The 23,199-nt window shown below is 57.6% G+C and carries 19 protein-coding genes; 5 read left to right on the top strand and 14 right to left on the bottom strand.

What is annotated here, in order from left to right:
• Positions 1-67: 67 nt before the first annotated feature.
• Together THTE_RS11645 and THTE_RS11640 are read left to right on the top strand one after the other, a co-directional pair.
• Positions 68-2,104, top strand: coding sequence for a sigma 54-interacting transcriptional regulator (locus THTE_RS11645; protein ID WP_095415600.1), 2,037 nt, complete (start codon positions 68-70; stop codon positions 2,102-2,104).
• 291 nt (positions 2,105-2,395) lie between these two features.
• Complete coding sequence (locus THTE_RS11640; RefSeq protein WP_095415599.1) at positions 2,396-3,508, top strand: hypothetical protein; 1,113 nt, start codon at positions 2,396-2,398, stop codon at positions 3,506-3,508.
• 145 nt (positions 3,509-3,653) lie between these two features.
• Here THTE_RS11640 and THTE_RS11635 read toward each other — a convergent pair whose 3' ends face one another.
• The 3 genes from THTE_RS11635 to THTE_RS11625 all read right to left on the bottom strand — a co-directional run bounded on the left by THTE_RS11635 (position 3,654) and on the right by THTE_RS11625 (position 5,986).
• Entirely contained in the window at positions 3,654-3,890 is a 237-nt protein-coding gene (locus THTE_RS11635) for a hypothetical protein (protein WP_095415598.1), read from the bottom strand.
• Positions 3,891-3,972: 82 nt separating this feature from the next.
• Positions 3,973-4,755 (bottom strand): hypothetical protein, encoded by a 783-nt coding sequence (locus THTE_RS11630; RefSeq protein WP_095415597.1) that lies wholly within the window; start codon positions 4,753-4,755, stop codon positions 3,973-3,975.
• Between the two features lie 109 nt (positions 4,756-4,864).
• Complete coding sequence (locus THTE_RS11625) at positions 4,865-5,986, bottom strand: RHS repeat domain-containing protein (RefSeq protein WP_095415596.1); 1,122 nt, start codon at positions 5,984-5,986, stop codon at positions 4,865-4,867.
• A gap of 657 nt (positions 5,987-6,643) precedes the next feature.
• On the opposite strand from THTE_RS11625, the gene THTE_RS11620 reads away from it, so the two are divergent.
• Both THTE_RS11620 and THTE_RS18570 read left to right on the top strand, forming a co-directional pair.
• Positions 6,644-8,971 carry a trypsin-like peptidase domain-containing protein gene (locus THTE_RS11620; RefSeq protein ID WP_095415595.1) on the top strand — a complete coding sequence of 776 codons (2,328 nt, stop codon included), beginning with the start codon at positions 6,644-6,646 and terminating at the stop codon, positions 8,969-8,971.
• Between the two features lie 304 nt (positions 8,972-9,275).
• Positions 9,276-10,433, top strand: a complete 1,158-nt coding sequence (locus THTE_RS18570) for a peptidylprolyl isomerase (protein ID WP_269467013.1) — start codon at positions 9,276-9,278, stop codon at positions 10,431-10,433.
• Between the two features lie 15 nt (positions 10,434-10,448).
• Here the strand turns inward: THTE_RS18570 and THTE_RS11610 are convergent, their stop codons facing one another.
• The 5 genes from THTE_RS11610 to THTE_RS11590 form a co-directional block, all read right to left on the bottom strand.
• Positions 10,449-10,652: a hypothetical protein gene (locus THTE_RS11610; protein ID WP_095415594.1), complete on the bottom strand. Its 204-nt coding sequence runs from the start codon at positions 10,650-10,652 to the stop codon at positions 10,449-10,451.
• On the bottom strand, positions 10,649-11,140 hold the full coding sequence (locus tag THTE_RS11605; RefSeq protein ID WP_095415593.1) for a Minf_1886 family protein: 492 nt from the start codon (positions 11,138-11,140) through the stop codon (positions 10,649-10,651). The genes THTE_RS11610 and THTE_RS11605 overlap by 4 nt, the downstream gene beginning before the upstream one ends.
• A 249-nt stretch (positions 11,141-11,389) precedes the next feature.
• On the bottom strand, positions 11,390-11,944 hold the full coding sequence (gene aroH / locus THTE_RS11600) for a chorismate mutase (protein ID WP_095415592.1): 555 nt from the start codon (positions 11,942-11,944) through the stop codon (positions 11,390-11,392).
• 76 nt (positions 11,945-12,020) lie between these two features.
• Positions 12,021-14,192 carry a tetratricopeptide repeat protein gene (locus tag THTE_RS11595; RefSeq protein WP_095415591.1) on the bottom strand — a complete coding sequence of 724 codons (2,172 nt, stop codon included), beginning with the start codon at positions 14,190-14,192 and terminating at the stop codon, positions 12,021-12,023.
• Positions 14,182-14,661, bottom strand: coding sequence for a hypothetical protein (locus tag THTE_RS11590; protein ID WP_095415590.1), 480 nt, complete (start codon positions 14,659-14,661; stop codon positions 14,182-14,184). The genes THTE_RS11595 and THTE_RS11590 overlap by 11 nt, the downstream gene beginning before the upstream one ends.
• A 208-nt stretch (positions 14,662-14,869) precedes the next feature.
• On the opposite strand from THTE_RS11590, the gene THTE_RS11585 reads away from it, so the two are divergent.
• A complete protein-coding gene (locus tag THTE_RS11585) occupies positions 14,870-16,429 on the top strand; it encodes a sulfatase family protein (RefSeq protein WP_095415589.1) in 1,560 nt (519 codons plus the stop codon).
• Between the two features lie 43 nt (positions 16,430-16,472).
• Here THTE_RS11585 and THTE_RS11580 read toward each other — a convergent pair whose 3' ends face one another.
• The 6 genes from THTE_RS11580 to THTE_RS11555 all read right to left on the bottom strand — a co-directional run bounded on the left by THTE_RS11580 (position 16,473) and on the right by THTE_RS11555 (position 23,046).
• Positions 16,473-17,234 (bottom strand): hypothetical protein, encoded by a 762-nt coding sequence (locus THTE_RS11580; protein ID WP_095415588.1) that lies wholly within the window; start codon positions 17,232-17,234, stop codon positions 16,473-16,475.
• A gap of 7 nt (positions 17,235-17,241) precedes the next feature.
• On the bottom strand, positions 17,242-19,329 hold the full coding sequence (locus THTE_RS11575; RefSeq protein ID WP_095415587.1) for a serine/threonine-protein kinase: 2,088 nt from the start codon (positions 19,327-19,329) through the stop codon (positions 17,242-17,244).
• Between the two features lie 155 nt (positions 19,330-19,484).
• A complete protein-coding gene (locus THTE_RS11570; RefSeq protein ID WP_095415586.1) occupies positions 19,485-20,132 on the bottom strand; it encodes a hypothetical protein in 648 nt (215 codons plus the stop codon).
• A 40-nt stretch (positions 20,133-20,172) separates the two neighbouring features.
• Positions 20,173-20,979: a hypothetical protein gene (locus THTE_RS11565; RefSeq protein ID WP_095415585.1), complete on the bottom strand. Its 807-nt coding sequence runs from the start codon at positions 20,977-20,979 to the stop codon at positions 20,173-20,175.
• Between the two features lie 393 nt (positions 20,980-21,372).
• The gene (locus THTE_RS11560; RefSeq protein WP_095415584.1) at positions 21,373-21,795 is read right to left on the bottom strand and encodes a carboxypeptidase-like regulatory domain-containing protein; all 423 of its coding nucleotides are present in this window, start codon (positions 21,793-21,795) and stop codon (positions 21,373-21,375) included.
• 240 nt (positions 21,796-22,035) lie between these two features.
• The gene (locus tag THTE_RS11555; RefSeq protein WP_095415583.1) at positions 22,036-23,046 is read right to left on the bottom strand and encodes a DUF1559 domain-containing protein; all 1,011 of its coding nucleotides are present in this window, start codon (positions 23,044-23,046) and stop codon (positions 22,036-22,038) included.
• Positions 23,047-23,199: the final 153 nt, after the last annotated feature.

Here is a 23,199-nt window from a genome sequence, read left to right as displayed (position 1 = left end):
AAATAGAATGTAAGGCGGTTTTCGGACGCGGTTTTCGGTCTGCACCAACGAGAGCGAGGGTTGACCATTGTCGGACGTTGCCTACCTCGTCATCCGTGAAGGCTCGAAGTGGACGGACGTGTTTCGTCTCGTCCCGGGCCAGGTGATCACGATCGGTCGGGCGCCGACAAACCAGATCGTCATCAAAGACGAACGCTGCAGCCGCAGCCACGCGGAAGTCTTCATGTCCGAGGGCCGGTGGGTCATCCGCGATCTGGAGAGTCGGAACGGCACGGTTGTCGGCAACCAGCTCATCAAGACGGATTGGCCCTTGCAGTCTGGCGATGTCATCCGCATCGGGCGGTCTCAGCTCGTTTTCGTCAAACATCTCAGCGACGCTTTCCCGGAAACGGGCACCATACCGGGACGGGAGCCGGTTCTCGATACTCCCCAGGCGTCCGAGAAGGCCCCCTCCGAAAGCGACGAGGAGGTTCTCGGCGAATACGAGCCCACCACCATCACCCATCGGCGGAATCGAACCCGGCTTCTCGAATCGGAGAATCGCGAGGAACTGAGCCTCGAAGAAGCCGGCCGAGCTGCCGCGCGGTTGTGCCGCCTCGCGTTCGAGCTGGGCAAGGCGCCCACCGCCGTGCGGATGGCAGAACTCACTCTGGAAGCCTTGTTTGAAATGACGGCCGTGGACGGGGGCGCCGTGTTATTGGTCCCTCGCGATTTCGTGGGGAATCCCACGGGCAGCGACCTCCACGTGGTCGCTTCCAAGACAACATCGCAATGGCCCTACCACAGGGTTTCCAATTTCCTGGCAAGCACGGTGCTTCGGGAGGGAGAGGCAGTTTTGGCCCGTAACGTCCTCGACGATAGCGCCATCGGCAGCCGGGATAGTCGCGGGGAAATCCACGCCACGAGCGTCATCTGTGCCCCGGTGCGGCAGGGAAAGCGGGCTCTTGGCGTGATCCATCTTTACTCCACCGATACGAGCCGTGGTCCTTCTCCCGAGGATCTCGAGTTCACGCTGGCAGCGGCGGACACCCTCGCCGTGGCTCTCGCGAACCTCAACCGGCAGGAGGAATTGGCGGAGAATCTCACTCAGGTCAAGACGGAGAACGTGCAGCTTCGCGAGCGGCTGGGTGTCCACAGCGAGTTGATCGGGCGAAGTGAAGCGATCAGGAAAATCAACGAGGAAATCGCTCGCGCGGCGGCCAGTAAAGCTACGGTTCTTATCCGGGGGGAAAGTGGGGTGGGAAAGGAACTCGTGGCCCGGGCCGTCCACTATTCCAGCCCGCGACGCAGTGGACCGTTCGTCTGCATCAACTGCGCTGCCCTGTCTGAGGAACTTCTGGCCAGCGAGCTCTTTGGACACGAGAAAGGGGCCTTCACAGGCGCCTATGAACGCAAAATTGGGAAGTTCGAGCTGGCCCACCAGGGAACGCTCATGCTCGACGAAATCGGCGAGATGAGCCCCAGCATCCAGGCCAAGTTTCTGCGAGTGTTGGAGGGGCATCCGTTTGAAAGGGTGGGCGGAAGCAAGCCCATCAAGGTAGACGTCCGGGTCATTGCCGCCACGAACCGCGACCTGGAGCAGGAAGTGGCTGCGGGACGGTTTCGCAGAGACTTGTTCTTCCGGCTGCGGGTCTTGGAAATCGTTGTGCCACCGCTGAGGAAACGGATCGAAGATATCCCTGAACTGGCTTATTACTTCCTCAACAAGTTCCGCGAAGAGACCGGCCGCAAGATTAAAGGCTTCACCACTCAGGCCATGGAACGGCTCACCTCGTATCGCTGGCCAGGGAATGTGAGGGAGCTTAAAAACGTCATCGAGCGAGCGGTGGTCCTCTGTCGCGGGGATTATATCGATGTGGATGACCTGCTGCTTTCCACCTTGCCGACCACCGGTGACACGGCCGAGGCCCTCATTCAGGAACGCGGTTATCGCCCCTGTTCACTGGAGGAGCTCGAACGGGCGCACATTCTCGCTACCCTGCGACACACCAATTGGAACAAAAGCCGAACGGCCCAGATCCTCGGCATCGAGCGTTCCACCCTGGAACGCAAGATCCGTCGCTACGGATTGGACGAATTGGGCAAGAAGCAGACTCCGCACTGATGTTTGACGGCCAATCTCCTGTGGGCGGGATCCCCGGCGTTGCATTTGGCAGTTCAAAAATATACTGTTAGCTGTTCGCGTGTCTGTTCCTTTGTTTGGAATCCGCAATCAGAAGGATTGGGAAACGATGCAACGTGCAACGCGTGCGGCCCTTGTGGTGGGCCTCATCATCGCCTTTTTGCTGATTGCCGCCGGGGGTTACGTCTGGCTCATCGCGTTGGGCGACAAACGGATCGAATCGAAGCTGCTAGCTCTGCGGCAGGCGGGCGAACCAACCTCGGTGGAAGAACTATGGCGATTCACGGACGCTGGCGGCGAAAAAACCCAGGACACGCGGTTTGCCGAGGTCGTAACTATGCGAATGAGATTCGCAAGATCGTGGAAAACTCCTACGCGCCCGCCCTCATGGACGAAAACGGCCATCTCACCGAGGCAGGACGAGAGCGTGTCGCGGAGGCTTTCCAGAAGCATGGCACGTTTCTCGAGCTCGTCGAGCAGTTCCTGCAAAATCCGCCTCCACCGGTTCCTCCGGCGGGTGAACCGACCCCGGAAGAGCACCTCAGGTGGTCCGTCCGTGTTGTTCAGGACGCGGATGTTGTTGCGCGGATGCTCCGCTACTGGGGGCTGTTCAATGGGGAATTAGGAAACACTCGCGAGGTTCTTCGGGCTGCACAGTATTTACAGAAACTGGGCCAGTGGATCGGTACGTATCCGGGGAGCATGCCCTGCAATTCCGCCCTGCGGGCCGACGCCGACGCGATCGACCTCTGCGAGGTCATCCTGGGCCACCCCAACGAGGTCGAAGAAATGGCCGTTCTCCGCCAGTCCCTTTTGGACACGCGCCCCCTTGAAGCGTGCGCCAGGGCCTTGGTGGTCGATCGGGCCTTGGGCTTGAGCCTTCTGGCTCGATATCCGGGTCGCAATTCTCTGTGGACGCGGTTTCGCTGGAACCAGGTTTACCTCGGTTATCTGGATTTATTCGAGCGGCTTGTGAGAGACGTTGAGCAGGCGAGTTATTCTGCGGTCACCTCTGCACTTGAGGCCAGCGGTCTGCCTGCCGAGGCCGATGCGGTTAAGATGGTCATTCCCACCGTGCGTCGCTGCGTCAACGAGGCCTTCGCCGTCGAGACGCGTCGCCGTGAGTGCCTTGTCGCTTTGGCGATCCTCCACACTCCCGCCCAGGAAATAGCAGAATCCGGTCAACATCTGCTCGATCCGAACAAACTCAATTTACCCAAAGACGTGGTCCTGGACCCTTACAGCGGAACGCCGTTCCATGTGGTGACGGGGAGTGACCACTGCGTCATCTACTCGGTGGGCCCCAATCAAAAAGACGAAGGTGGAAAGACTTTGGAGGGAGCCGACGACGTGAGCTTTCGGTTTGCCTGGCGCCCGGCCACGTAACCCCGAAACCGGGGCGAAAATGTCTTCAGAAGCCGTTTTAAATGGCGTCTTCGCTGTAAAACTGAGTAAATATCCGTGACCGCACGACGCGAGACGTGCCAGCACGAATAAAGGGCCACCCGACGAAGATCACGAAACCGCGTATTCAAGAAAAATTACTCTCCCCGGTATCTCTGCCAAAGGCGTCGTAGATCAGATGGTTGACCACGATGGTCATGTCGCTGCCCGAATCGTACTTGGCGATGTCCCGGACCGTGTTCAGGTGGTCCGTCAAGGTCCACTGTACGGTTTCGTCAGCCCTGTTGTCAACATTTTCCTCAGCGAAAATCTGATCCACCGCCGGGCCCCAGAGGTAACGCTGCCGCAGGTGGCCCAGCTGCATGTTGCCCGAGTTGGTCTCCCGCTGTTCGCGGCGTGCCAAGGACTACCCAGAATGGACATGCACACGGCGAGCAACGACGCGGTCACGAGCCTGTATCATCGTTTCGTGTCTCGGGGTTATCTGGGCCGCCCAACGCGCTAACCAACTGGTCGGCAGCACGAAGCACCCTACCCTGGGCTCCGTACATCTCCCGAAGCAACTGCTCTATCTTTTTGACCCTCTCCGGGTCCATGTATTCCTCCCCTTTGTGCCACTTCTCTTTAATGTTCTCTTCGTTCGCAATCACCTCTCCGAAAGCAGCCACGTTTTCAACCAGACTGCCCAGAAGGACTGCAATCGCCCATACCAGCCCGGACACCGCGCCCACGCAGTCGTTCGGGTCTGGCGGAAGCATGGTGATGCGCGAACCCAAAAACCGGCACACCTGAAGCCGTGTCTGAAAATCTAGCTTCCCAGCCGCAGTCACCAATAGCCGCAACGCAGTCAAATATGGGTTCGGGGGCGGGTCCTTGTAGCCCAGAATATAGCAATGCAAATAGAGCGACATGGAGTAGACTATTTTGAACGGATCTTCGTACTCGCCCCAGCGCTCACTAGTGTCATAATTCCAGGTCACATACCGAAGAAGGTTTTCAATCTCCCAGCGTTCCTTCTCATCTTGCGGAAAGACACCGGAGGAAAGAGGTTCCACTAAAGTCTCTGGCGGCCTTCGATCCAAATAGATATCGGGCAGGGCATCTTCGTACAACTGCTTCACTAAATCCTTTGGCACCCTCTCGGCCAGGAACGCCAGGTAATCGGCATCTACCCGTCCGGTGTTCACCGCGAACCAGTCTCGATCGGGATACGGCTCTGCTCTACTCATATTCAGGGCTCCGCGGAACCGTGTTGAGGGGAGACGCGAACATCGATCTGCCCCCATTAACCTTACGACCCTAACTGATTGACCGCGCACTGTGCCTATAAAGAGCAGATTACCACCATTTCCAAGGTAAACGTAGCGGAGCAAACGGGTCCCTGCCTAACAGCTCACGGTAGGGTGTTGGCTCGGGAGGCTCGCCACAACCGAGCTGGCGGTAGTGGTTCCAACAGTTCTTCAAAGCTTGTTGCTTATTCTCCAATTCTATGCGATGGTTTGCTTCCTGCTTTTCCGATCCTTTTTTGATACTGCCGGGTAGCACGTAGTCGCAGCCTTTGTCGAGGTAGGCTTTCCGTCCCTGCACCTCCCAGTAGATAGCGCTGCACTTGCGTGCGACCTTGGCACATTCCCTTTCATTACGATAGTTTCCTCCCAGGTCTTGCAGCGGTTTATAAAAGTCATCATGGAGTATCCTGCATTCCATTCTCCGCTTGTATATCTCCCAGCACCTCTTCGCGTACGCCTCCCATTCCTGCGTTCCGGGCGCGGGCACTAGGGACGGGCCAGGGCCTTCCTCCCACCCAGGAGGCAGGGGGGTGTAACTGGGGGGAATCTCTTCCGAGCTTACGGGAGGATAGCTAGGAGGCCAGTTGATCTCAGGCATCCCCGGGGCGATAGGCCTAGGACGAGGCAAAGCTGGCCTTGGCGGTACGCCCGGCCGAACAGGCGACGGACCCGGACGGACGGGAAGCGGGGGTGCTACCGTTCCCCGCAATCCGTCAGGATCAACGGCACCACTGGGCGAATTCTGGATATACCGATACAAATTCCCATCGCCGCCGGCGAAGCCGATCGGGTCCTCGCTCAGCCAGCGGCCGACACGGGCATCGTACCAGCGGTTGAGGTTGTTTTGCAGTTGGGTGTCACTATCGAACGGTCGGGCGGTGAAGAGGAACAAGGAGTCCACCGCGGGATTACTCTCCGACGTGACCCGACCAAAAGCATCATAGATGAGGTGGTTGACCACGGTCGTCATGTCGCTGCCCGAATTATACTTGGCAATGTCCCGAACCGTGTTCAGGTGGTCCGTCAAGGTCCACTGTACGGTTTCGTCAGCCCCATTGTCAACATTTTCCTCGGTCAAAATCTGATCCACCGCTGAACCCCAGAGGTAACGCTGGCGGAGGTGGCCCACCTGCATGTTTTGCCAATTGGCGGACGGATAACCGGTTGCCACTAATACTACAGCGCAAGAACGATCTTGCGTAAATCGGCGAATGTGGGAAACTATGGTCCATTGACGCTCTCAAGGAGGCCTGCTCATGGATGCGGATCAGACTTGCTGGTTGCGGCCGCACTTTCGGCAGTAATTGAAACAAATCGATAATTTGCTTTGCCCAGGATACCCGGGCGTGCCTTGCAGTGTATGTGGACGGCTAGTTGTCCGATCTGCTGCCCAAAAGCTGCGAGAAGACCGCCGGGCGGAAGCAATGCATCCAGTAACGCAAAGCCGCGGCGCGCAAAAGCCACTGCCAACGAACACCTCGCAACCCACAAGAAATTGGCGTCAACGTCAAAGGTCTAATCCGCTGCGAGTAGCCTTAACCTTGCACTGTAGTGTTAGCCCTCCGCATCAACAAGCAATAACGCCGTCTTGACCTCTGCGTCCTTTTCAAAACTGAAAGGCTCCCAACGCCGGAACGTGTCAGCAGGCACAAACCGGCCGGCGCTGCCTCCAATACTAAGAATTTCGCACAGGTTGGACATGTTCCGTCCAGGCTGGATAGAAGAATGGACTTGCCAGGCTTGAGAGACAGGGCTTGAAGTGGTAGTATCGTCGGGTGTGCCGGGATACTTCGGAGTGGGAAGGCATTCTCGGAAAGGGGGTGTGCGGATGACATCGCCGCAAGGTAGCTTCGATCCCTATCACGTATGGCTGGGAATTCCGCCTCACGAACGTCCCATTAGCTATTACCGGTTGCTGGGACTCCGGCCGTTTGAAAGCGATCCGCAGGTCATTGAGGCTGCTGTGGATCAACGGTTGGCGTTTTTGAGGACGAAAACGACCGGGCCCCACGCAAGCTATGCCGAACAACTTATCAACCAAATCGTTCAGGCCCGATTAACCCTCATCGATCCGGTTCGCAAGCAGGCTTATGATGCGGCCTTGCGAGAAAAATTTGGGCCGATGTTGGCCGGGAGTGGCGGTGGGGCGTTTCCAGCAAATGGCCAGATTTACTGGCCGCAGGGAGCACCATCCTACCGATCCCTCAGAAAGAAGAACCGGCTGTCACAGGAATCGCTGGCGATTTTGATCGGCCTGGGGACGGCTCTCCTGTGCGCAGTGGGGCTGATCATTTGGATGGCGCTCAGTCCCCGCAAGGAGCGAGGCGAAGTCGCCCAGCGTGCGCGGCTTCCACGTCAGGGGGCAGCACAACCTGCGAAAGAAAAGCTGGATCGCCCTGCTCCCCAGGGGCCTGTGGGGCCTCGACAGGCAGCAGAAGATCAAGGAGTCCCCGACCGAATTCCCATGCCGCAGAATGTCGGTCCGCGGGGGCCGGAGCCTGCTCAGCAAAATCCCTTTGGCCAACCCGGGCAGCGAGGTGTCGGTGATGCTTTTCCAGTGAAGCCGGACGGCGGTGAACAGGTGGTTCCGGCCCAGGCTGGCAAGCTCCCGTGGTTGAAGAAGGTCCAGGCGGCGACGGTGGTCGTGGAGGGAGAATCCGGTTTGGGAAGTGGATTTTTCGTGCAAACGCCGCTGGGGAAAAAGTACGTCGTCACAAACGCCCACGTCGTTCTGGATAACTGGAACATACGCGTGAAACTTTCAACGGGCCAGGAAATTCCCGTGACCATGGGCCAACTTTTGCCCGAATATGATCTCGCCATTCTGGACATTCAGGGGGTCGGCTTGCCTGACGCGCTGGAACTCCGGGAAGATCTGCCGGAAGTCGGCGAACGGGTGTTCGCCTACGGTGCCCCGCGGGGACTTGAGGGGAGTTTGAGCGAGGGGATCGTGAGTGCGGTGCGGACTACGGAAGAAATTCGCCAGGTGGTGGCGGACGGTAGCTTTGATGAACCCGTGCAGAAGAAGGCCGCGAATTGGATCCAAACGACAGCACCGATTTCACCGGGCAACAGTGGTGGTCCGCTCGTCGATGAGCAAGGACGCGTGGTGGGCATGAACACGGCTGGATTCAACGCGCGGTTGGCCCAGAATCTCAATTTTGCGCTGGCATCGCCCGAAATAAAAACCCGCATGATGAGGCCGCAAGTGGTTATGCTTCCGCTGCCCAGGCAGAAGGCACCCCAACCTGCACTCGCCGGACCGGTTGGTGTCGCGCCTGCACAACCGGGACTACCACCGGGATTTGCGCCCATGCAACCAGGAGGGAATGCGGACCTGATCAGTCTTCCCGGTTACCCGTTCGAGATCTACTCGTGTCCGGATGTGGTGCTCCCTTCCGGAGCTGTGTTCCAGGCGGGAAAGATTCGGCCTCCGGGCAACTGGCAGGAGATCATTCTGAAGGCCGCTGTCATCGTGTACCGCAAAGGGGATTTCAAAATCAACCTGCAGGTGAAGACCCGAATCGGGTTTTACGTATGTTACGACGACAATGACCGGATGCAATTTGCGGCGGGATTCTACCAGGGACTGCTGGAAGGCCCACTCGTGCTGTTCCACCAAGGAAACCCCTACGTCATCGCAAACTACCGGCAGGGTTCCCGGGAAGGACCGTTTGTCGTGCTCGACGACCAAGGTCAACCGAGCTTTCTCGTGGAATTTGTCCGCGGTCGCCGGCAGGGCCTGGTGTGTGTTTTTGATTCCGATCCACCGTACTGGCCTCGATACGTAGAAACGTGGAGGGCCAACACCGTGGTGGAGAGTTGTTATGTGACCTGGAACGGAGAAAAACCCACGGTGAGACTGGTGGCGGCGATCACCGAGGCGGAGGAGCAAGCCCGGGTGCGACAATACGCAGCCCTCGTAGCCGATGAACTGGGAAAAATAGAAGAGCTGGAAAAGGCGATTAGAGCCGAAGTGGTCGAGGTGTTTCGCGAGTTCGATCGGGCGATCAAACGAGGTCGGGCAGCCGATTTCGCCGTGGATGCGCGAGCGGGGATCCTAGCTCGACATGCTGCCCGCGAGGCGGCGGGTGCCGCTGTTCGGGCCGAAGCTAATGCCCGCTTCAAAACAGGCATCGGTCCTCCCACCCCGTGAGCGGCCCACGTCACCGGTCCAGTCGATCCTCCCATTGGGAAGGTATCGTCAGCTTTCTTGTTTGAGGACGCCAGTGCAAAGGGCGAACTGCGCTCCTTTTTTCCGGAAAATGGAGACTTTGCCTCCGCAAAGGCCGAGGTCGCTCATCACTCGGCAGGTTAGGAGCTTTCCATTTTTCGTGCCACACAACCAGACGGGTGATCTATTCAGATGGGTGGCCTGTTCAAAGGAGGCAACCTGTGATACGTTGACGGCAGATCTGTAAGTTTCTTGCCGTCCAGTGTTAAGAGAAAGGAATGAGTTCATGAAACGTCTGGGATTTGTTGTCGTTGCGATTTTGCTGGCCGCGGGGGTTATTGCGGTCGGCTATCGACTGAAGGCCCTCACAGCGCTGGCCGAACCCGCTTCTCCACCTTCCGCTGCGACCATTCCCTCCGGCCCCAAGGCCGAGGCGTTCCGTAAGGCTCTCGCGGAATGGGTGGCTCTGTTGACTCAAATTCGGGAAATCCGCATGAAGTATCCCAACGCAAACCCGGCAGAAATGTCCCAGCTCCGCCAGCAGTACGAAAAACTGGTGGACGAAGCGCAAAAGAAGCTGCCAGGGCTGATTGCGGCGGCGGAAGCCGCGTATGATGAAAATCCGCAAACCGAGGGAGACCTGGTGGATCTTCTGCTGGAAGTGGCACTGGACGATGGGGATTCTGGTAAATTTCAGGAGGCTCTGGCCCTTTCGGAAAAGCTCCTAAAGAACAACGTTAAATCACCCGTAGCCTACCTGGCGGCCGGGAAAGCGGCGTTTGCCTTGGAGGATTTCGAAAAGGCGACGAACTATTTCAAGAAGATCGAAGAGTTGGGCATCAAGGACGATCAGGTCACTGCTCTGCGGGAGGCCGCTGATTTCTACGCCAAGCAGAAGCCGATCGAGGAGCAGAAGCGGCAGGCCGAGGCTAAGGCCGACGACCTTCCCCGAGTTCTACTGAAGACCACCAAAGGCGACATCCTTCTGGAACTATTCGAGAATGAAGCCCCCAACACCGTGGCGAACTTCATCACCCTGGTGGAGCAGGGGTTCTACAATGGATTGACATTCCATCGCGTCATCCCTGGGTTTATGGCCCAGGCTGGTTGCCCCAAGGGCGATGGGACCGGCGGCCCCGGTTATAAGATTGCCGATGAGTGCAACGCACCCAATGCACGACTGCACTTTCGTGGGAGCCTGAGTATGGCCAATGCGGGACCAAACACCAACGGCTCACAGTTTTTCATCACCTATATGCCGACGAGCCATCTCAATGGCAAGCACACGGTTTTTGGCCGTGTCATTTCCGGGATGGATGTGGTGGAAAAGCTTCAGCCGCGCGATCCGCAGGCACCAAATCCCCCGGAACCAGACAAAATCATCTCTGCAACGGTGGTCCGCAAACGCCCCCACCCCTACGTGGTGCAAAAGCTCGGCTCCTGAAGTCACCGCGATTCTCTACGACGTGAGGATGGCGAGCGCGACGAGCGCTGCGATCCAGAGAAAAAGAACGACGCTCATCAGGGCAAGGCGAACCCGCTCCCAGAGAGTTGGCTTCCGCCCGGCGGGATCGCCTTGTGTTCCCCGCTCGGCTTTGCCCGGTGTTTGTACGGGAGGCTGAGATCCGGTCGCCTTGCGTGGTGCTTTTGCTGAGGGGTTCATTCAACGGGACGTGTTCTGTTAGGTCGGGCAAACTGATAATTACGGCAGAATACTTCCTCAAAATCGTAAACGTTATCGAAATCCTCGCGTCGGTCCTCTCGCGTCTTTCGCATGAGTCCAACGCGGATGAGGTTGTACACAATCTCCCCGAAATCGCTGGTGGAGTAGATGCCCCAGCTGTTAAGGACTGTTTTGGCCAGATAGCCGTATTGCTCCGTGGCGTAGAGGCGGGCAGCCTCGCAGAGTTCCTGTCCGGAGACATGTCGCGCCTCCTCCTCTTCTTCCGGTGAAGCTTCCAGCCCGAGTCGTTGGGCCTCCTGACGGACGTCTTCAGGAAGAGGCTCACTGGGAGCTTCGCGGCCCATGCCCAATTTGCGGGCATAGTCCAGGGCCTGAAAGACAAAGAGATAAGCGTCGAGTTTGTATCGGGGGTCCTCTTTCAAAAGACGTAACAGTGCTTGAGGAAGGGGATATGCCGTTTCCGCCATGGTGGTCACGTTTATATGTGAAGATTCACGGGTTTTCTAATAACTTGATCAACGCAACTCTCTTGTTTGCTATACTCCAGACTGCCCCGGCGGGTTCGCTTTTACAGCCCATTATGGCTCAAAGGCAGGCCGGGTGAAATCCTGCCCTGTGATGGTGAAAGATCACCAGGGCCAGGGGGCGGTGACCCTAGGGCCGCGATCGGGCGAACATTCCTGAACCATGGGAGAGGTCTATGACGGAGTGCCGTCTCACTTCCCGCGCGGCTCGGAAGGTGAGGAACTTGCCTGCGGGGATGCACCATCGGGGTGCTCCCCAACCGCCAGGGACAGTTTCCCGGTCACGGAGCTGGAAGCCGGGTCTGCCCGACCGCTCGGTTTTGCTTCCCGATTCAGATGGGCCTGAATCCATCGTTCGAGTTCCTCCCAGTCTACAGGGGGGAGGTAGGACAGGTCCGGCCGAAGTTTCTCGGCCCCCTTGATGTACACATGGACGATTTCCTCGGCTTTTTTTGTGGTGTTCCAGTGAATGAGGACCCGGATACACCGCGGCAGGGCCCCGGGGACATCCAGCTCGTGGCCACAGAGCATGGCCACGTTCATCCATCCCAACTGACGGGCAGCCAGGGCAGGAAACTCCGCATTCAAATCAGGTGTGGTGGTGAAAATCGCGCTGGCGATGTCTTCCGGTTTGATCCCGTTTTGACGGATCATCAGGGCCAGCAACTGTCGGGTTGCTTCTAGGATGGCTTCGGGAGTATTGGCATCGGCAGTTGTTGCGCCTCGCACACCGCGACAGTACACCATGCCGGGCAACGCTCCTCCTTCATCAAACTGTTTCTCAAGCCGTTCCCGCAGGAAATTGATGCTTGCCCAATCAATTTTAGTCCATCCCCGGCACCCAAATTTTCTTGGGTTCCGGTTGGGCTAGGCGGGATTCCGGTCCAGGTTCCGCGTCTGGCGTCCAGATTTGCGGCTGTGTAAGTTCATCGAGGCTCCGTCCTCCTGTTAAGGAGGCTTTAAACGCTAGTGCCATTTGCGTCAGTTTGTGCCAGTAGTCTCTCACCATTGGTCCGATCTCGGGATCGTTGACATGGTGACGGACCAGGTGTTCGAGGAGTTTTTCGAAAAATGGAAGGGCTTGCTTTTTGATCTCCGTCGAAGTGCTCTTCGAGGCGAGAATGCCGACCAACCCTACAAGGTCCAGCTCGTGCAGTCGACCGTGCGATAGATTGTGCTGCTCGCAATACGTGATCATCTCCTCAAGTTCAGGATGGATGGTGAGCCATTCCTGCTGTCTGGTGCGGACGAAGACCGCCGCGTGTACTTCATAAACGAAATAGACGAGCTCGGGATCCAGGCGATCTCGGCGTTGCAGAACTTCAGGGCGGAACCGCTCCAAAAGCGGGACCTGCTGGTACAGAAATAGAAGCTTGCACACTGCCGACAGTTGCTCGTCAGAAAGCCGCGCAGGGTCGATGAAATGAATGAGCAGCGGGTCCGCCGTTTTGTCGATGAACCTCGTCAGTTCCTCCTGGTCAAAGTCCAGATGGAGCTTCTGCCACACCTCGTGGAGGACTCGGGCTATGTGTCGGTCAGGAATCTCTTGCAGAATATGGGCCAGCAGTATTCGCGCCCATTGTTTCTTCTGTGGGTCGCGCGCCGCTTCTTCCAGGGTCAGCGGTTCAAGAACCGGCCATCGCCATTTGGGGATGCTCTCCACAAGTCGGGATTCCACGTCCGTCCACTTCCCGTCTAGAAAGCGTGAACTGACAGAAGAGACGTCGCGGAGCATCCTGAGAATTCGCGAGTCAGTGGTGAAAACCGATTCTTCAAGAACTTTGAGTTCCTCGTCGCCGCACCACTGCCGAGCGCGTGTTTCGACCCAGGAACGATCAGATTCCGAAACACCGGTCAGTACGATTTGTGCTGGTTCATCGTCACGGCTTCGCGAATATAAGACGTAAGAAACGAGCGGGGGTCGCGGTTCGTCCAGATCTCTCAGAAGCTGTTCAAAACCATCGGAACGGGGATACCGCAACAACAAGAATTGTGGCTCCGTGAGCCCCCTGTCATTTGTTTGTGAGGGAGATTCGGGGGGAACGTGGTCCAGATGCGGATCGGAGAAAAGGGCTTCTTTCGTCCGCTCGGGATCCGAAACTTCATACCGGAGCAAATAGAGATTCTCTGTATCGCCGAAGCCGTTCTTTTTGAGTATGGTCGCACGTAACAGAGCCACCATCCCCAGGGGCCCTGTTTGATCCAGTTGCGCGCACCGCAAGTAGGCTTCGGCTGCGCCCGGATAATTGATCTGCCAGAGCCGGAGGTTTCCCAGACAGAACCAGGCCTGCGGTTCTTCAGGATTGGTTTCCAGGTAACGCTGGACCTCCTGTTCTGCGAGGGCGAAGCGAAACCGCACCACGTGTTGGTAAACGCGAGAATCGAGGTCCCGAAGCTCGTCCTTGAACAGGCCCGTCGTGGGCATTTGACGCAGTTCGAGGGGCACATCCTTGCGGTGGTACAACTGCTGCAGGATTTCATCTGTCTCGGTGTGATTCTGTGGATCGTAACGATGAGAAGCGATCCAGAGATACGCAATGGCCGCGGGGATGTGTCCCTGCTCGGCAAGCCACTCCGCCACGGTGGTCATGGCCGCCACGACTCGGTAATAAAAGTATCCCTGCGCCTCGCACTGCTCCACACAGCGTGCAAGGCTTTCGCTGGCCTCTTGAAAACGGTTTTCCAGGATTTGAGCGATGGCCAGTTCAGCCAGGGCAATGGGGCTGTCAGGGAACAGACGGACAAACTCCGCCGCCGATTTTGCGTGGTCCTCCACACAGCCTGCTGCCCGATCCAGCAGGCACTTGTACGCCCACAGGCATGCCCGATTGGGATCGCGTTCCAGCCAGGTGGTCACCTGCTGGCGTGCCGCCCGGCTCTGATCCGCCGTGATCAATTTCTCCAGGCGTTCCAATTGCGGCAAACAGTTACCCGCGCAGAACTTGACTTTCTTCCCCATCCCGCCGGGACACATTGCGAATTTATCAATCGCCATGGAAATTCTCCAACTCCTTTGCCTTCACGTTCGTAGCTGCCGCCGGCTCCTGGTCACTCGCCCCAATCGGGACATCGATTTGTCCAGGCAAGCCACGGGCACCATCCTCCATCCCCATCTGTGAGCGTGACGCTTGCGAGTCTTGCCCGGTGCTGTTTGACATACCCGAACGGCCCAGCCGGGGGGCAGAGTCTTCCCAGAAATTTTTGACTTCTTTGCAAAGCATTAATGGTACCACACTTCGTGGGATGGCGGGAGCGGGAAAGCGGTTGACCTCCCGCCTGTTGGTGAGAAGCTTCCAGAGCCGATCTCGGGGCGTGGAAATGGCCGTGCTGGAATCGCGAGCATATTCTGTAGTCTGGCCATCGGGCAGTCCACCGCCAAGACATAGCCAGCACGCCAATCGCGAGCAACCGGTCAGTTCCCGGTAGGGGCGATTCACGAATCGCCCCGCCAAAACGCCTCGCACGGACGAACTTCATTTCAGTACGGGCAATTCATGAATTGCCCACACGGGCTAGAGTTGGCCGTGGGTGGAGCGACGGGTTCATAACAACGCGCCGTGCTTTGTTGACAATTGGAGCACACCTGGTCACACTAATCGCAAAGTGGTTTGGCTGTGACCGCGGATGGTTTGGTGGTGTTTGGTTTTAGAGACATGTTGTGGGGAGGTCGTTATGCGCGTGCCTCGTATTCTCTGTGCCATTGGGATCGTCAGTGCGACGCTGGGCTGGCTTTCCAGGTCGGTACTCGCAGAGGAATCCGCCCAAAAGGCAAAGACGCAGCGTCCCAACATTCTCTTTATCATGGCAGATGACCATGCCTACCAGGCGTTGAGTTGCTACGGCTATGGCATCAATCAGACGCCGAATCTGGATCGGCTTGCGAAAGAGGGAATGCTGTTTCGGAACTGTTTTGTGACGAACTCCATCTGTGGACCTTCCCGAGCAGTGATTCTCACCGGCAAATACAGCCATCTCAATGGATATCCCACGAATGACGGTCTTTTCGACGGGACGCAGCAGACAGTGGCCAAGCTGCTCCAGAAGGCCGGCTACCAGACGGCGGTCATCGGCAAATGGCACCTGGGCAGCGATCCGACCGGTTTTGATCACTGGGAGATCCTGTTCGGACAGGGACCGTACTACAACCCGCCGATGAAGACTCCGCAGGGCCGGGTGGTTCATGAAGGCTACACCACGGACATTATCACTGACCTGGTCCTGGACTTTTTGAAAAACAAACGAGATCCCAACCGGCCCTTCTTCCTCATGTATCATCACAAGGCGCCGCACCGGAACTGGTGCCCCGGTCCACAGGAACTGGACCTCTACAAAGATGTCACAATCCCCGAGCCACCAACCCTCTTTGACGACTACGCCACGCGAGGTCGGGCGGCGCATGAACAGGAGATGACCATCGCCCGGCATTTGACCCCGCACGACCTGAAACTTGTGCCGCAAATGGAAAAATTCACGCCGGAACAGGCGGAACGCTTCTACAAGGCGTATGAAGCGGAAAATGAGGCCTTCAAGCAGGCGAATCTGCAAGGTGAAGACCTCGTCCGTTGGAAATATCAGCGGTATTTGAAAGACTACCTCCGTTGTGTGGCGGGGGTGGACCGCAACGTGGGCAGGGTGCTGGATTACCTCGATCAATCAGGTCTTGCGGAGAATACGATCGTCATTTATACGTCCGACCAGGGTTTCTACCTCGGCGAACACGGCTGGTTTGACAAGCGGTTCATGTACGAAGAATCGCTGCGGACGCCGCTTCTGGTCCGCTGGCCCGGGCATACTCCGCCGGGAAGCGTTTGCGAAAAGATGGTCCTCAACCTGGACTTCCCCGAGACATTCCTCGATGTGGCGGGGGTTCCCATTCCGGAAGATATGCAGGGGCGCAGCCTAAAGCCACTTCTCGAAGGCAAAGACCCGCCAGACTGGCGAACGTCGATCTATTACCGTTACTATGAGTATCCCGGTCCCCACATGGTCCATAAACACTACGGTGTGCGGACGGAGCGGTACAAGCTCATCTACTTCTACGAGATCGACGAATGGGAACTGTACGATCTCCAAAAGGATCCGCACGAACTCCACAATGTCTACGGCGATCCGCAGTACGCGGATGTGGTGCGCGAACTCAAGGCCGAGCTAACACGGCTGAAGACGTTCTACAAGGACGACGACACCATTCGGGGGAAGCCCGAGCAAAAGGCGGCATCGAAAAATGGCTGAACGCCCGCTGAGGTGCCACCGGGGAGAACGAAAAACGACGCCGTCAGCGAAGCGGAAGAATCGCCAGGATAATCCACGGCAAAACGAGCAGGAGGCCGGCCGCCGCTCCCAGCGGCAAGCGGTAACGGCCGCCAAAGGTGAGGTCCAGCCGCAGATAGCCCCAGACAACGGCGAGTGTCCACACGGCGATTCCAAAAAAAGTGCCGAAGCGAACCAGATTCATGGTGCCCTGGGTGAATCGCCAAATTTGCCTGAGGTACTGGTTCGCATTGTGGTCAAACGTGAGCAACACATGGAGCGTATGCATTTCACGCTGCTGTGTGGAGGTGAGCTGGAAAAGACGCGACTCCATGTACCTCTCGCGGAGGAGATTTGTCACCACAAATGACCAGGGAAATTTGACGCGTCCCCGTGCCTCCGGTCCGAGGATGAGTTCCACATAGTCGTCGATGGCAGCCTCCACCGCGGCCGGAAGGCGGGCTTCGCATTCCAGGGGGGATGCATAGGGGCCAATCGCCACGGGAAGACGATATTCGCTGCCCACACGCTCGGCCCCTTGGTCCACCCAGGCAGGGCGGGAGCGTGAAGCTCGCGGCGGTGCAGCATCCGTTGTGGCAGACATATCCCGCGCAAAATCAGAACCCGCCTTTTCAAAAGTACTATGGGAGCCGGCGACGGCGGGTTCGGAACCGCCCCGATCGTCAGTTGCCTTGGTGGAATGGCTCTGATTCTCCGCCGCCAGGACGGTCAGTCCTGCAGTCGGTCCTGTCAAAACTATCGCGACGATGAAAAAGAAGTAAGCCATCACGGGTTCATCTCCCGGTTCGATGGGGTGATGGCACGCCAGCGAAACGACTTCTCACGAACCACCGGGCGGCAAGTTGCAGTGTGATGCCCATGCCCATGGCCGGAATCACCAACCACTGGGCCGGGAACACCCACAGCGTGCTGGCCAGGAATGCTGCCACCCCGGGCCCGAAAACCCCCCAGAATCCAAAGCGCCTGGGACGCAGCGGGTCAGCGAGTCGCCACCAGCGGACGAACAGAAAGAGAGTGCCAAAACCGGCCACCATCGCCGGCAGCATCGGTTGACCGTCGCGGTAGAAAGCCGCGGGTAGCTGCCAGTCGGGGATGTTCGGCCAACGAGGATCGAACGGCAGATCCACCTTCAAATATTGCGCCAGGAAGAAGCCCACCGCTCCGAGTAGGAATCCGGCAATCATCATCACAAAGCGTCGCGTGATGACATCCCCTTCCCGCCCCTGCCACAGTTTCGCCAGGATGAGGACAATCCAGGTGCCGAACGTCGTCATGAAATAGAGCCAGGCGGCTTGCAGTAAAGAGGGAAGATTCCCCCGAAAGCTGAGAACCAGGTACCCCACCAGCGCGACCACCCCCGCCACCAGGACCGCGGCCAGCATCGAGCCCAGCAGTTCCGCCACATGTGCCCGAAGCGGCTTCTGCCGCCACTCCATGCGAAAGGCTTCCTCCCGGGTGGGGGGCGGCACAGGCGTGGCGACCAGGACTGGCTCATGGCCAGCCGGTTCCGCCACCGGCTGCGCCACGGGATACCTGCCCGCAGGACGAACAAGTTCTGCCCTGGTCACATCTTGTGACGATTTGCTACGAGTCAGGCGGTGGCTGAAGGCCTGGAGGAACAGGATGCCCAGGAGTAAGCCGACCATCCCCAGCAAACCTGCGAGAGCGGCGTGAGGTGCGGAAAAGGCGCCAAACAGCAGCACGGCTGCCGAAATCCCGATTCCGGCCAGCGCCACAGGTGTGGACAGACGCTCAACCAGTTTCCTGCCCCAGCCACACGTTCCGCTGGTCACCGCGGGAGCATTTGCAGAGTTTTCCTTTTCGTGTTCCTGCTTGGCTGCCGTCGCTAATGGGGCGGGAGGTATGGCCCCGTTCGGTGAGCCGGAGGTGAAGGCGATTGCATCGTCCCAGGATTTTTCCGGAGAGCTGGGACGTCCGTTCCGCTGTCCCGTTGTGATCGGTCCCACATAGGTGCCGGCGCTTGGGGGCGGTGGCAGATCGGCGAGCATCTCCGCGACGCTGTGATAGCGATGGTCGGGATCTTTCTCCAAAGCCCGGGCAACGGTGCGGCGAAACGGCTGCGGGACACGCGTAAGATCGGGGGCTTCGGTCAAATGTTTGATGAGGATTTCGCCCGCACTTTCGCCATCAAAAGGAACTCGGCCGGTGAGCATTTCATAGAGGATGATCCCCATGGCGTAGATGTCGATTTCCTTACCGTATCGTCCCCGGCCGACCTCCGGCGCCATGTAGTGCACGGTGCCGACGCTCTGCGTTTGCCCGCTCCGCTGACTGCAGGAAATGTACTTCGCCAGACCATAGTCCCCGACCTTGACGACCCCTTCTTCCAGAAAGAGGTTGCCTGGTTTGAGATCCCGATGGACGATTCCGTGGCTGTGGAGATAGCCCACTCCGGCGGCCATCCCGTGAAACCACACGAGAGCCTCGTTGGGCGGCAGTCCCTGCGGGTGATGGTCCAGGGCCTGTTCCAGAGAACTTCCCCGCACATATTCCATGATGACCCACGTGTCGCCGCGCGGATCCCGTTGCACGTCATAAATCATGAGCAGATTTGGGTGCTTCAGGTTGAGACAGTGCTGGATCCCACGGAGCTCGACATCGAGATGGCGACAAAGGAGCTTGAGGGCGACCTCCTTTCCGGCGTCGCTGACTGCGTAGTAAACTTCGCCGAAACCACCCCGGCCAATACCCCGCTTGATCGTGAAGCCCGGCAGCGGACGATCACCGCTTGCGTACAAGAATCGGGATTCCTCAGCGATCGGCTCCCCGCCAGGAGCGGCAGCCTGGGTCGCCTGAAGGGGATCGCGAGGATCCGGTGGATTACGATTGACCACGGGCATGGCAGTGCTCACTTTCGTACAAAGCCCGAGGACCTGGGACTCTTATCATTGTAGCACCGGGTGGACGGCCCCGTCGCCAACCTCGCTTGCAGCAGAGCCTTGTCCAAAGCATTGTGTTCTCTCAGGCGTATGATTTTTCGCCCAATCCAGCGGCGTTATGCCGGCTCGAGATGAAAACGCCAATGGGCCCCCTCAACATGCGAAGTGAGCGAGAGCATCGCTTCCCCGCGGACCGCCTTGCCGTCTACCGTGAGCAATCCCGATCCACGACATCGCAGGGCGTCACCGGCCCAGTACAGCGTTACTGACTCTTTCCAAGTAGGGCACACCACATGGGATGTGTCTTGCGGGCCTAGAATGATGTTTCTGGCCATGAGGAGGATGCCGTCGGTACTGGGGACGGTCCGGTGTCCACTGGCAAACTCAAGGCGTGCCGACGCGCTCAACGGATGGGGCCGAAGAAATTGCAATCGGACGCAGTTCCCCAGCTCAAGCACACACCGTTCCGGGAGAATCGTTCGCTGAACCGGTCGGCCGTTGAGGCACACCGGGCCATGGGCTTCCAGGACGTAGAGATCATCTTCTCTCATGAGCGTCAGATGACGACTCTCAAGATCGCCGGAAATGGGCACATCCGCCTCGCGGGAATCGAGATGGCCCAACGTCACCGTCGGCTGTGGGCAGACGAGAAATCCCCCCACCTCGTCCACCCAGAGGAAAAATTTCTTAGCGATACCCAGTGGACCCATGGTAGTTCTGGAAAATAGTTTCCAGTGAAAAACGTCTCTTGCTGGCCGAACCATGGGCAGGCCTCCTTTTACGGCCACATCATCGCTTTGGGGGTTAATGAGCTTTCGCGACGGCCGGAGATTCCTGAGACTCGCCCGAGTTGCCGAAGTATTCGGTCACCTCCTCCACGATATCCTTTTGGTTGGGGTTTTCCACCGGGATTTCTCCCTGGTAGATGCCCTGCGATTGCACCAATCGCTCTGCCACGTCGAGGCGAGTCCGCAGGTCGGTGATGAGTTCCTTGATGCGACCGAGTTTGCTGTCGTCAAACTGATAGGCGCTGGTCGCCTGGGCGGCTTGCACCATTTGCAGACGGGCCTGCAGGTTTTCCACTTCCACTTCGAGCTGCCGCTTCGCAGCCAGCATGTTTTCCATTTTATCCCGGGCAGCCTGAAGACTTTTCAATCGGACATCGCGGATCTGCTCCAAATTGGCAAGCGTTGCTTCGTTCGTCTTGTACCGCTCAAAACGATTGGCCAAATCCTGCCTGACCTGCTCGGCAGAATACTCGCGACCGCAGTACACGAGCTTCGGTTTCCCGCTGGCCAGATCGTTTTTCATCCGCAGGATGACGGCCTTTTCCTGCTCAAGGGCCTCCCGGGCCTGCGCGATTTGCCGCTCCAACCGTTCGATTTCCACTTCTTCGCGAGCGATCAGGTGCATATTCTGGCGAATTTGGGGAAGCAGGTCTTCGATCATATCGCGGGCCCGGCGGATCTGAAATTCGGTGGGGACCGCGTCGACCACGGCCTCCTGGACCGAGCGGGCGGAGGTCCGAACGTAACTCACCAGGTCCCGCCCCAGCAGGAGCGTCCCGACCAACACGAGCAGTCCACCGGCGATGAGAAATTTCTTCAACATGGCTTGACCCTCCTCTCGGCACTGCCAAAACAACTTATCTTCTCGCACTCACCCAGGTCGAGCGGATGGGAAATTTCCCTCAGAGGCTGATGGCCTGGCTTGGGCGAGGTGCTTTCCTATAGGAGTATTCGAGACGAGAGGCGAAATCTTGGCGCCGCGGCAGAAAATTTTTGGAAAGCTTTCAGGAGAGCGCGAAAGTGAATAGCCGATGTGATGCCAAAGAGGCAAGAATCGGATTGCCGACAGTCAGGAAAGGCGCTTAAGTTGCGGGACCGCCACCTTATAGGGCGATTTTCCCTGCGTAACCATGATTACCCGGCGGGAAGGCCCGACACTTCAACTCCCTGTGAGCATAGCAGAGAAGGCTTGTGCGGGCACACTACCGTTGGGATTTCACGGCTTGAGTTCGATTGTGAACTCGTTTGAACCTTTTTGAACCTCAACGCGGATATCGCTGGTCGATTCACTCCAGTATTTCTCAGGTATTGATTTGTCAATTGAAACAGGTTTCGGTTCGGCCGTGGGATCGTTCTCCATTTTGGGAGCTAAATACACGATGTAAGTACCTACTTCGATTGGTTCAGGAAGACGGAAAGAACCGTCGCTTTCGATGTTGGCCGACCCCCCCTGACCAGTCGCTTGATTGAGAAAAACTACGGAAGCCTCGGTGTATGGCTGACCGTTGAAGATAACCTTGCCCTGCACCGTTCCTTTGGGCTTGCTTTTCCGACCCGAGCAACCCGAGACTACCGAAGCGAGTACCACCAAAATCAACAGGGTGTAAAGGGGTAAATTCAACCACCCGGCTGCCTTCATCGTTGAAGCCTCCTGTGCGTTATGCATATTGGCCAAATGCTTTGTCGCAAAAGTTTGAGCTCAGCCCTGTCCGAGTAACTGTCGCAAGTGAGAGCGGGCGCACTAAGACCGTCGCAGAGATTTGAAAGCGTTCGGTGAGCCGACACGTCCGCGACGGGTCACCCCCCGTTAACGCTAGATCGCGCACCCCCGAAGCGAATCCGAGGCACTCACCGTTTTCAATGGCAAGTCGGTTTTGGGTCAGTACGATCCAGTGGTGGTTTCGCCATCGTACCGACATGCCAATCGCTTGAGGTCCGTCAAGTCGATGGTATCGCTGATGAAGCGGACACTCCCGTCGGTAAACAGCACATTAATGCCGCCAGGATGCATCGAATTGAGGACCGTGTTATTGCGGTACTTGTGCTCTGTTGCTCCAACCTGCACGATCTGAGAATTGGGCCCAAAACGCACGCAGGTTGTTCCCGTTTGCCACAAATCACCGCACCCAGCGGGATCGTCAATGGTTCTGGGGTGGCGACTTCCGTACCAACCCCCGTAATAGTTAGAAGTCCGATTCTTCCCACCGACGCGCCCGGATTGTTCCCCAACCAGGAGTGTGTTGGACGTCCCGTCGCGACAATAAGCCAAGTCATAACACTCGTTTGCAGGCATCATTCCGTTGTTACACGACCACCCGTGTCCACAATCTTTGGTGCCGGCGTTGGGGTCTGGGCCGGGTACCGGACGCGCTGCTCCCTGGATTCCCGCATAATTGATCATCATCGTCTGGCCAGGATTGTTATTAACAACAGGATCGTCCTGGATGTCAAAGACAGGGATGTCCGTCGATGGGCAGCGGTATACGGGAATCAGAAGTTTACTCAGGACTCGACAGCCCTGGAGATAATTGGTTGTTCCTGCCGCACCACCGGCCATGAACGTGTAGGGAAAGTCACTGCGAAATGCCAACTGGTCATACACCGCCTTCTGCTCGATGTAGGGGAGAATGAGTGTTCGCCAATTCGTGCCGTTTGAGTACCATTGCTCGCGCAGATTGAAGGAGCCAGGTGGCAACGTTTTGAGTGAATCGTGATAGTTATGCAGGCCAAGGCCAATCTGTTTGAGATTGTTAGTGCATTGACTCCGACGAGCAGCTTCACGCGCTGCCTGAACGGCTGGTAGCAAAAGAGCGATCAAGATACCGATGATGGCGATGACCACCAATAGTTCGACAAGCGTAAATCCTTTCAAGTCACGTTTTCGCAGCATAGCATTAAACCTCCAAAAAGGACATGCCCATTAGCCTACTCACGCCGAAATCTTTTTACACTGCTGAGATGCCCGTGTCAAGCTTTTGGCGTTCCGCCGGCTCCCCACTTTGGAAAAAACCTATCAGGTGCCGCGGCCTAAAGCTTTGGTAAG

It is taken from the genome of Thermogutta terrifontis (genome assembly GCF_002277955.1).
In the GTDB taxonomy this organism is placed as follows: Bacteria; Planctomycetota; Planctomycetia; order Pirellulales; family Thermoguttaceae; genus Thermogutta; species Thermogutta terrifontis.
This window is presented reverse-complemented; position numbering and strand designations above follow the sequence as displayed.

Coding starts and splice junctions, on each gene's coding strand:
- THTE_RS11555 (WP_095415583.1), bottom strand. CDS start 23,046: ATGCTGCGAAAACGTGACTTGAAAGGATTTACGCTTGTCGAACTATTG.
- THTE_RS11635 (WP_095415598.1), bottom strand. CDS start 3,890: ATGCAGCTGGGCCACCTGCGGCAGCGTTACCTCTGGGGCCCGGCGGTG.
- THTE_RS11575 (WP_095415587.1), bottom strand. CDS start 19,329: ATGCCCGTGGTCAATCGTAATCCACCGGATCCTCGCGATCCCCTTCAG.
- THTE_RS11585 (WP_095415589.1), top strand. CDS start 14,870: ATGCGCGTGCCTCGTATTCTCTGTGCCATTGGGATCGTCAGTGCGACG.
- THTE_RS11580 (WP_095415588.1), bottom strand. CDS start 17,234: ATGGCTTACTTCTTTTTCATCGTCGCGATAGTTTTGACAGGACCGACT.
- THTE_RS11605 (WP_095415593.1), bottom strand. CDS start 11,140: ATGGCGGAAACGGCATATCCCCTTCCTCAAGCACTGTTACGTCTTTTG.
- THTE_RS11610 (WP_095415594.1), bottom strand. CDS start 10,652: ATGAACCCCTCAGCAAAAGCACCACGCAAGGCGACCGGATCTCAGCCT.
- THTE_RS11620 (WP_095415595.1), top strand. CDS start 6,644: ATGACATCGCCGCAAGGTAGCTTCGATCCCTATCACGTATGGCTGGGA.
- THTE_RS18570 (WP_269467013.1), top strand. CDS start 9,276: ATGAAACGTCTGGGATTTGTTGTCGTTGCGATTTTGCTGGCCGCGGGG.
- THTE_RS11640 (WP_095415599.1), top strand. CDS start 2,396: ATGGCGATTCACGGACGCTGGCGGCGAAAAAACCCAGGACACGCGGTT.
- THTE_RS11570 (WP_095415586.1), bottom strand. CDS start 20,132: ATGGTTCGGCCAGCAAGAGACGTTTTTCACTGGAAACTATTTTCCAGA.
- THTE_RS11595 (WP_095415591.1), bottom strand. CDS start 14,192: ATGGCGATTGATAAATTCGCAATGTGTCCCGGCGGGATGGGGAAGAAA.
- THTE_RS11565 (WP_095415585.1), bottom strand. CDS start 20,979: ATGTTGAAGAAATTTCTCATCGCCGGTGGACTGCTCGTGTTGGTCGGG.
- THTE_RS11560 (WP_095415584.1), bottom strand. CDS start 21,795: ATGAAGGCAGCCGGGTGGTTGAATTTACCCCTTTACACCCTGTTGATT.
- THTE_RS11630 (WP_095415597.1), bottom strand. CDS start 4,755: ATGAGTAGAGCAGAGCCGTATCCCGATCGAGACTGGTTCGCGGTGAAC.
- aroH (WP_095415592.1), bottom strand. CDS start 11,944: ATGGTGTACTGTCGCGGTGTGCGAGGCGCAACAACTGCCGATGCCAAT.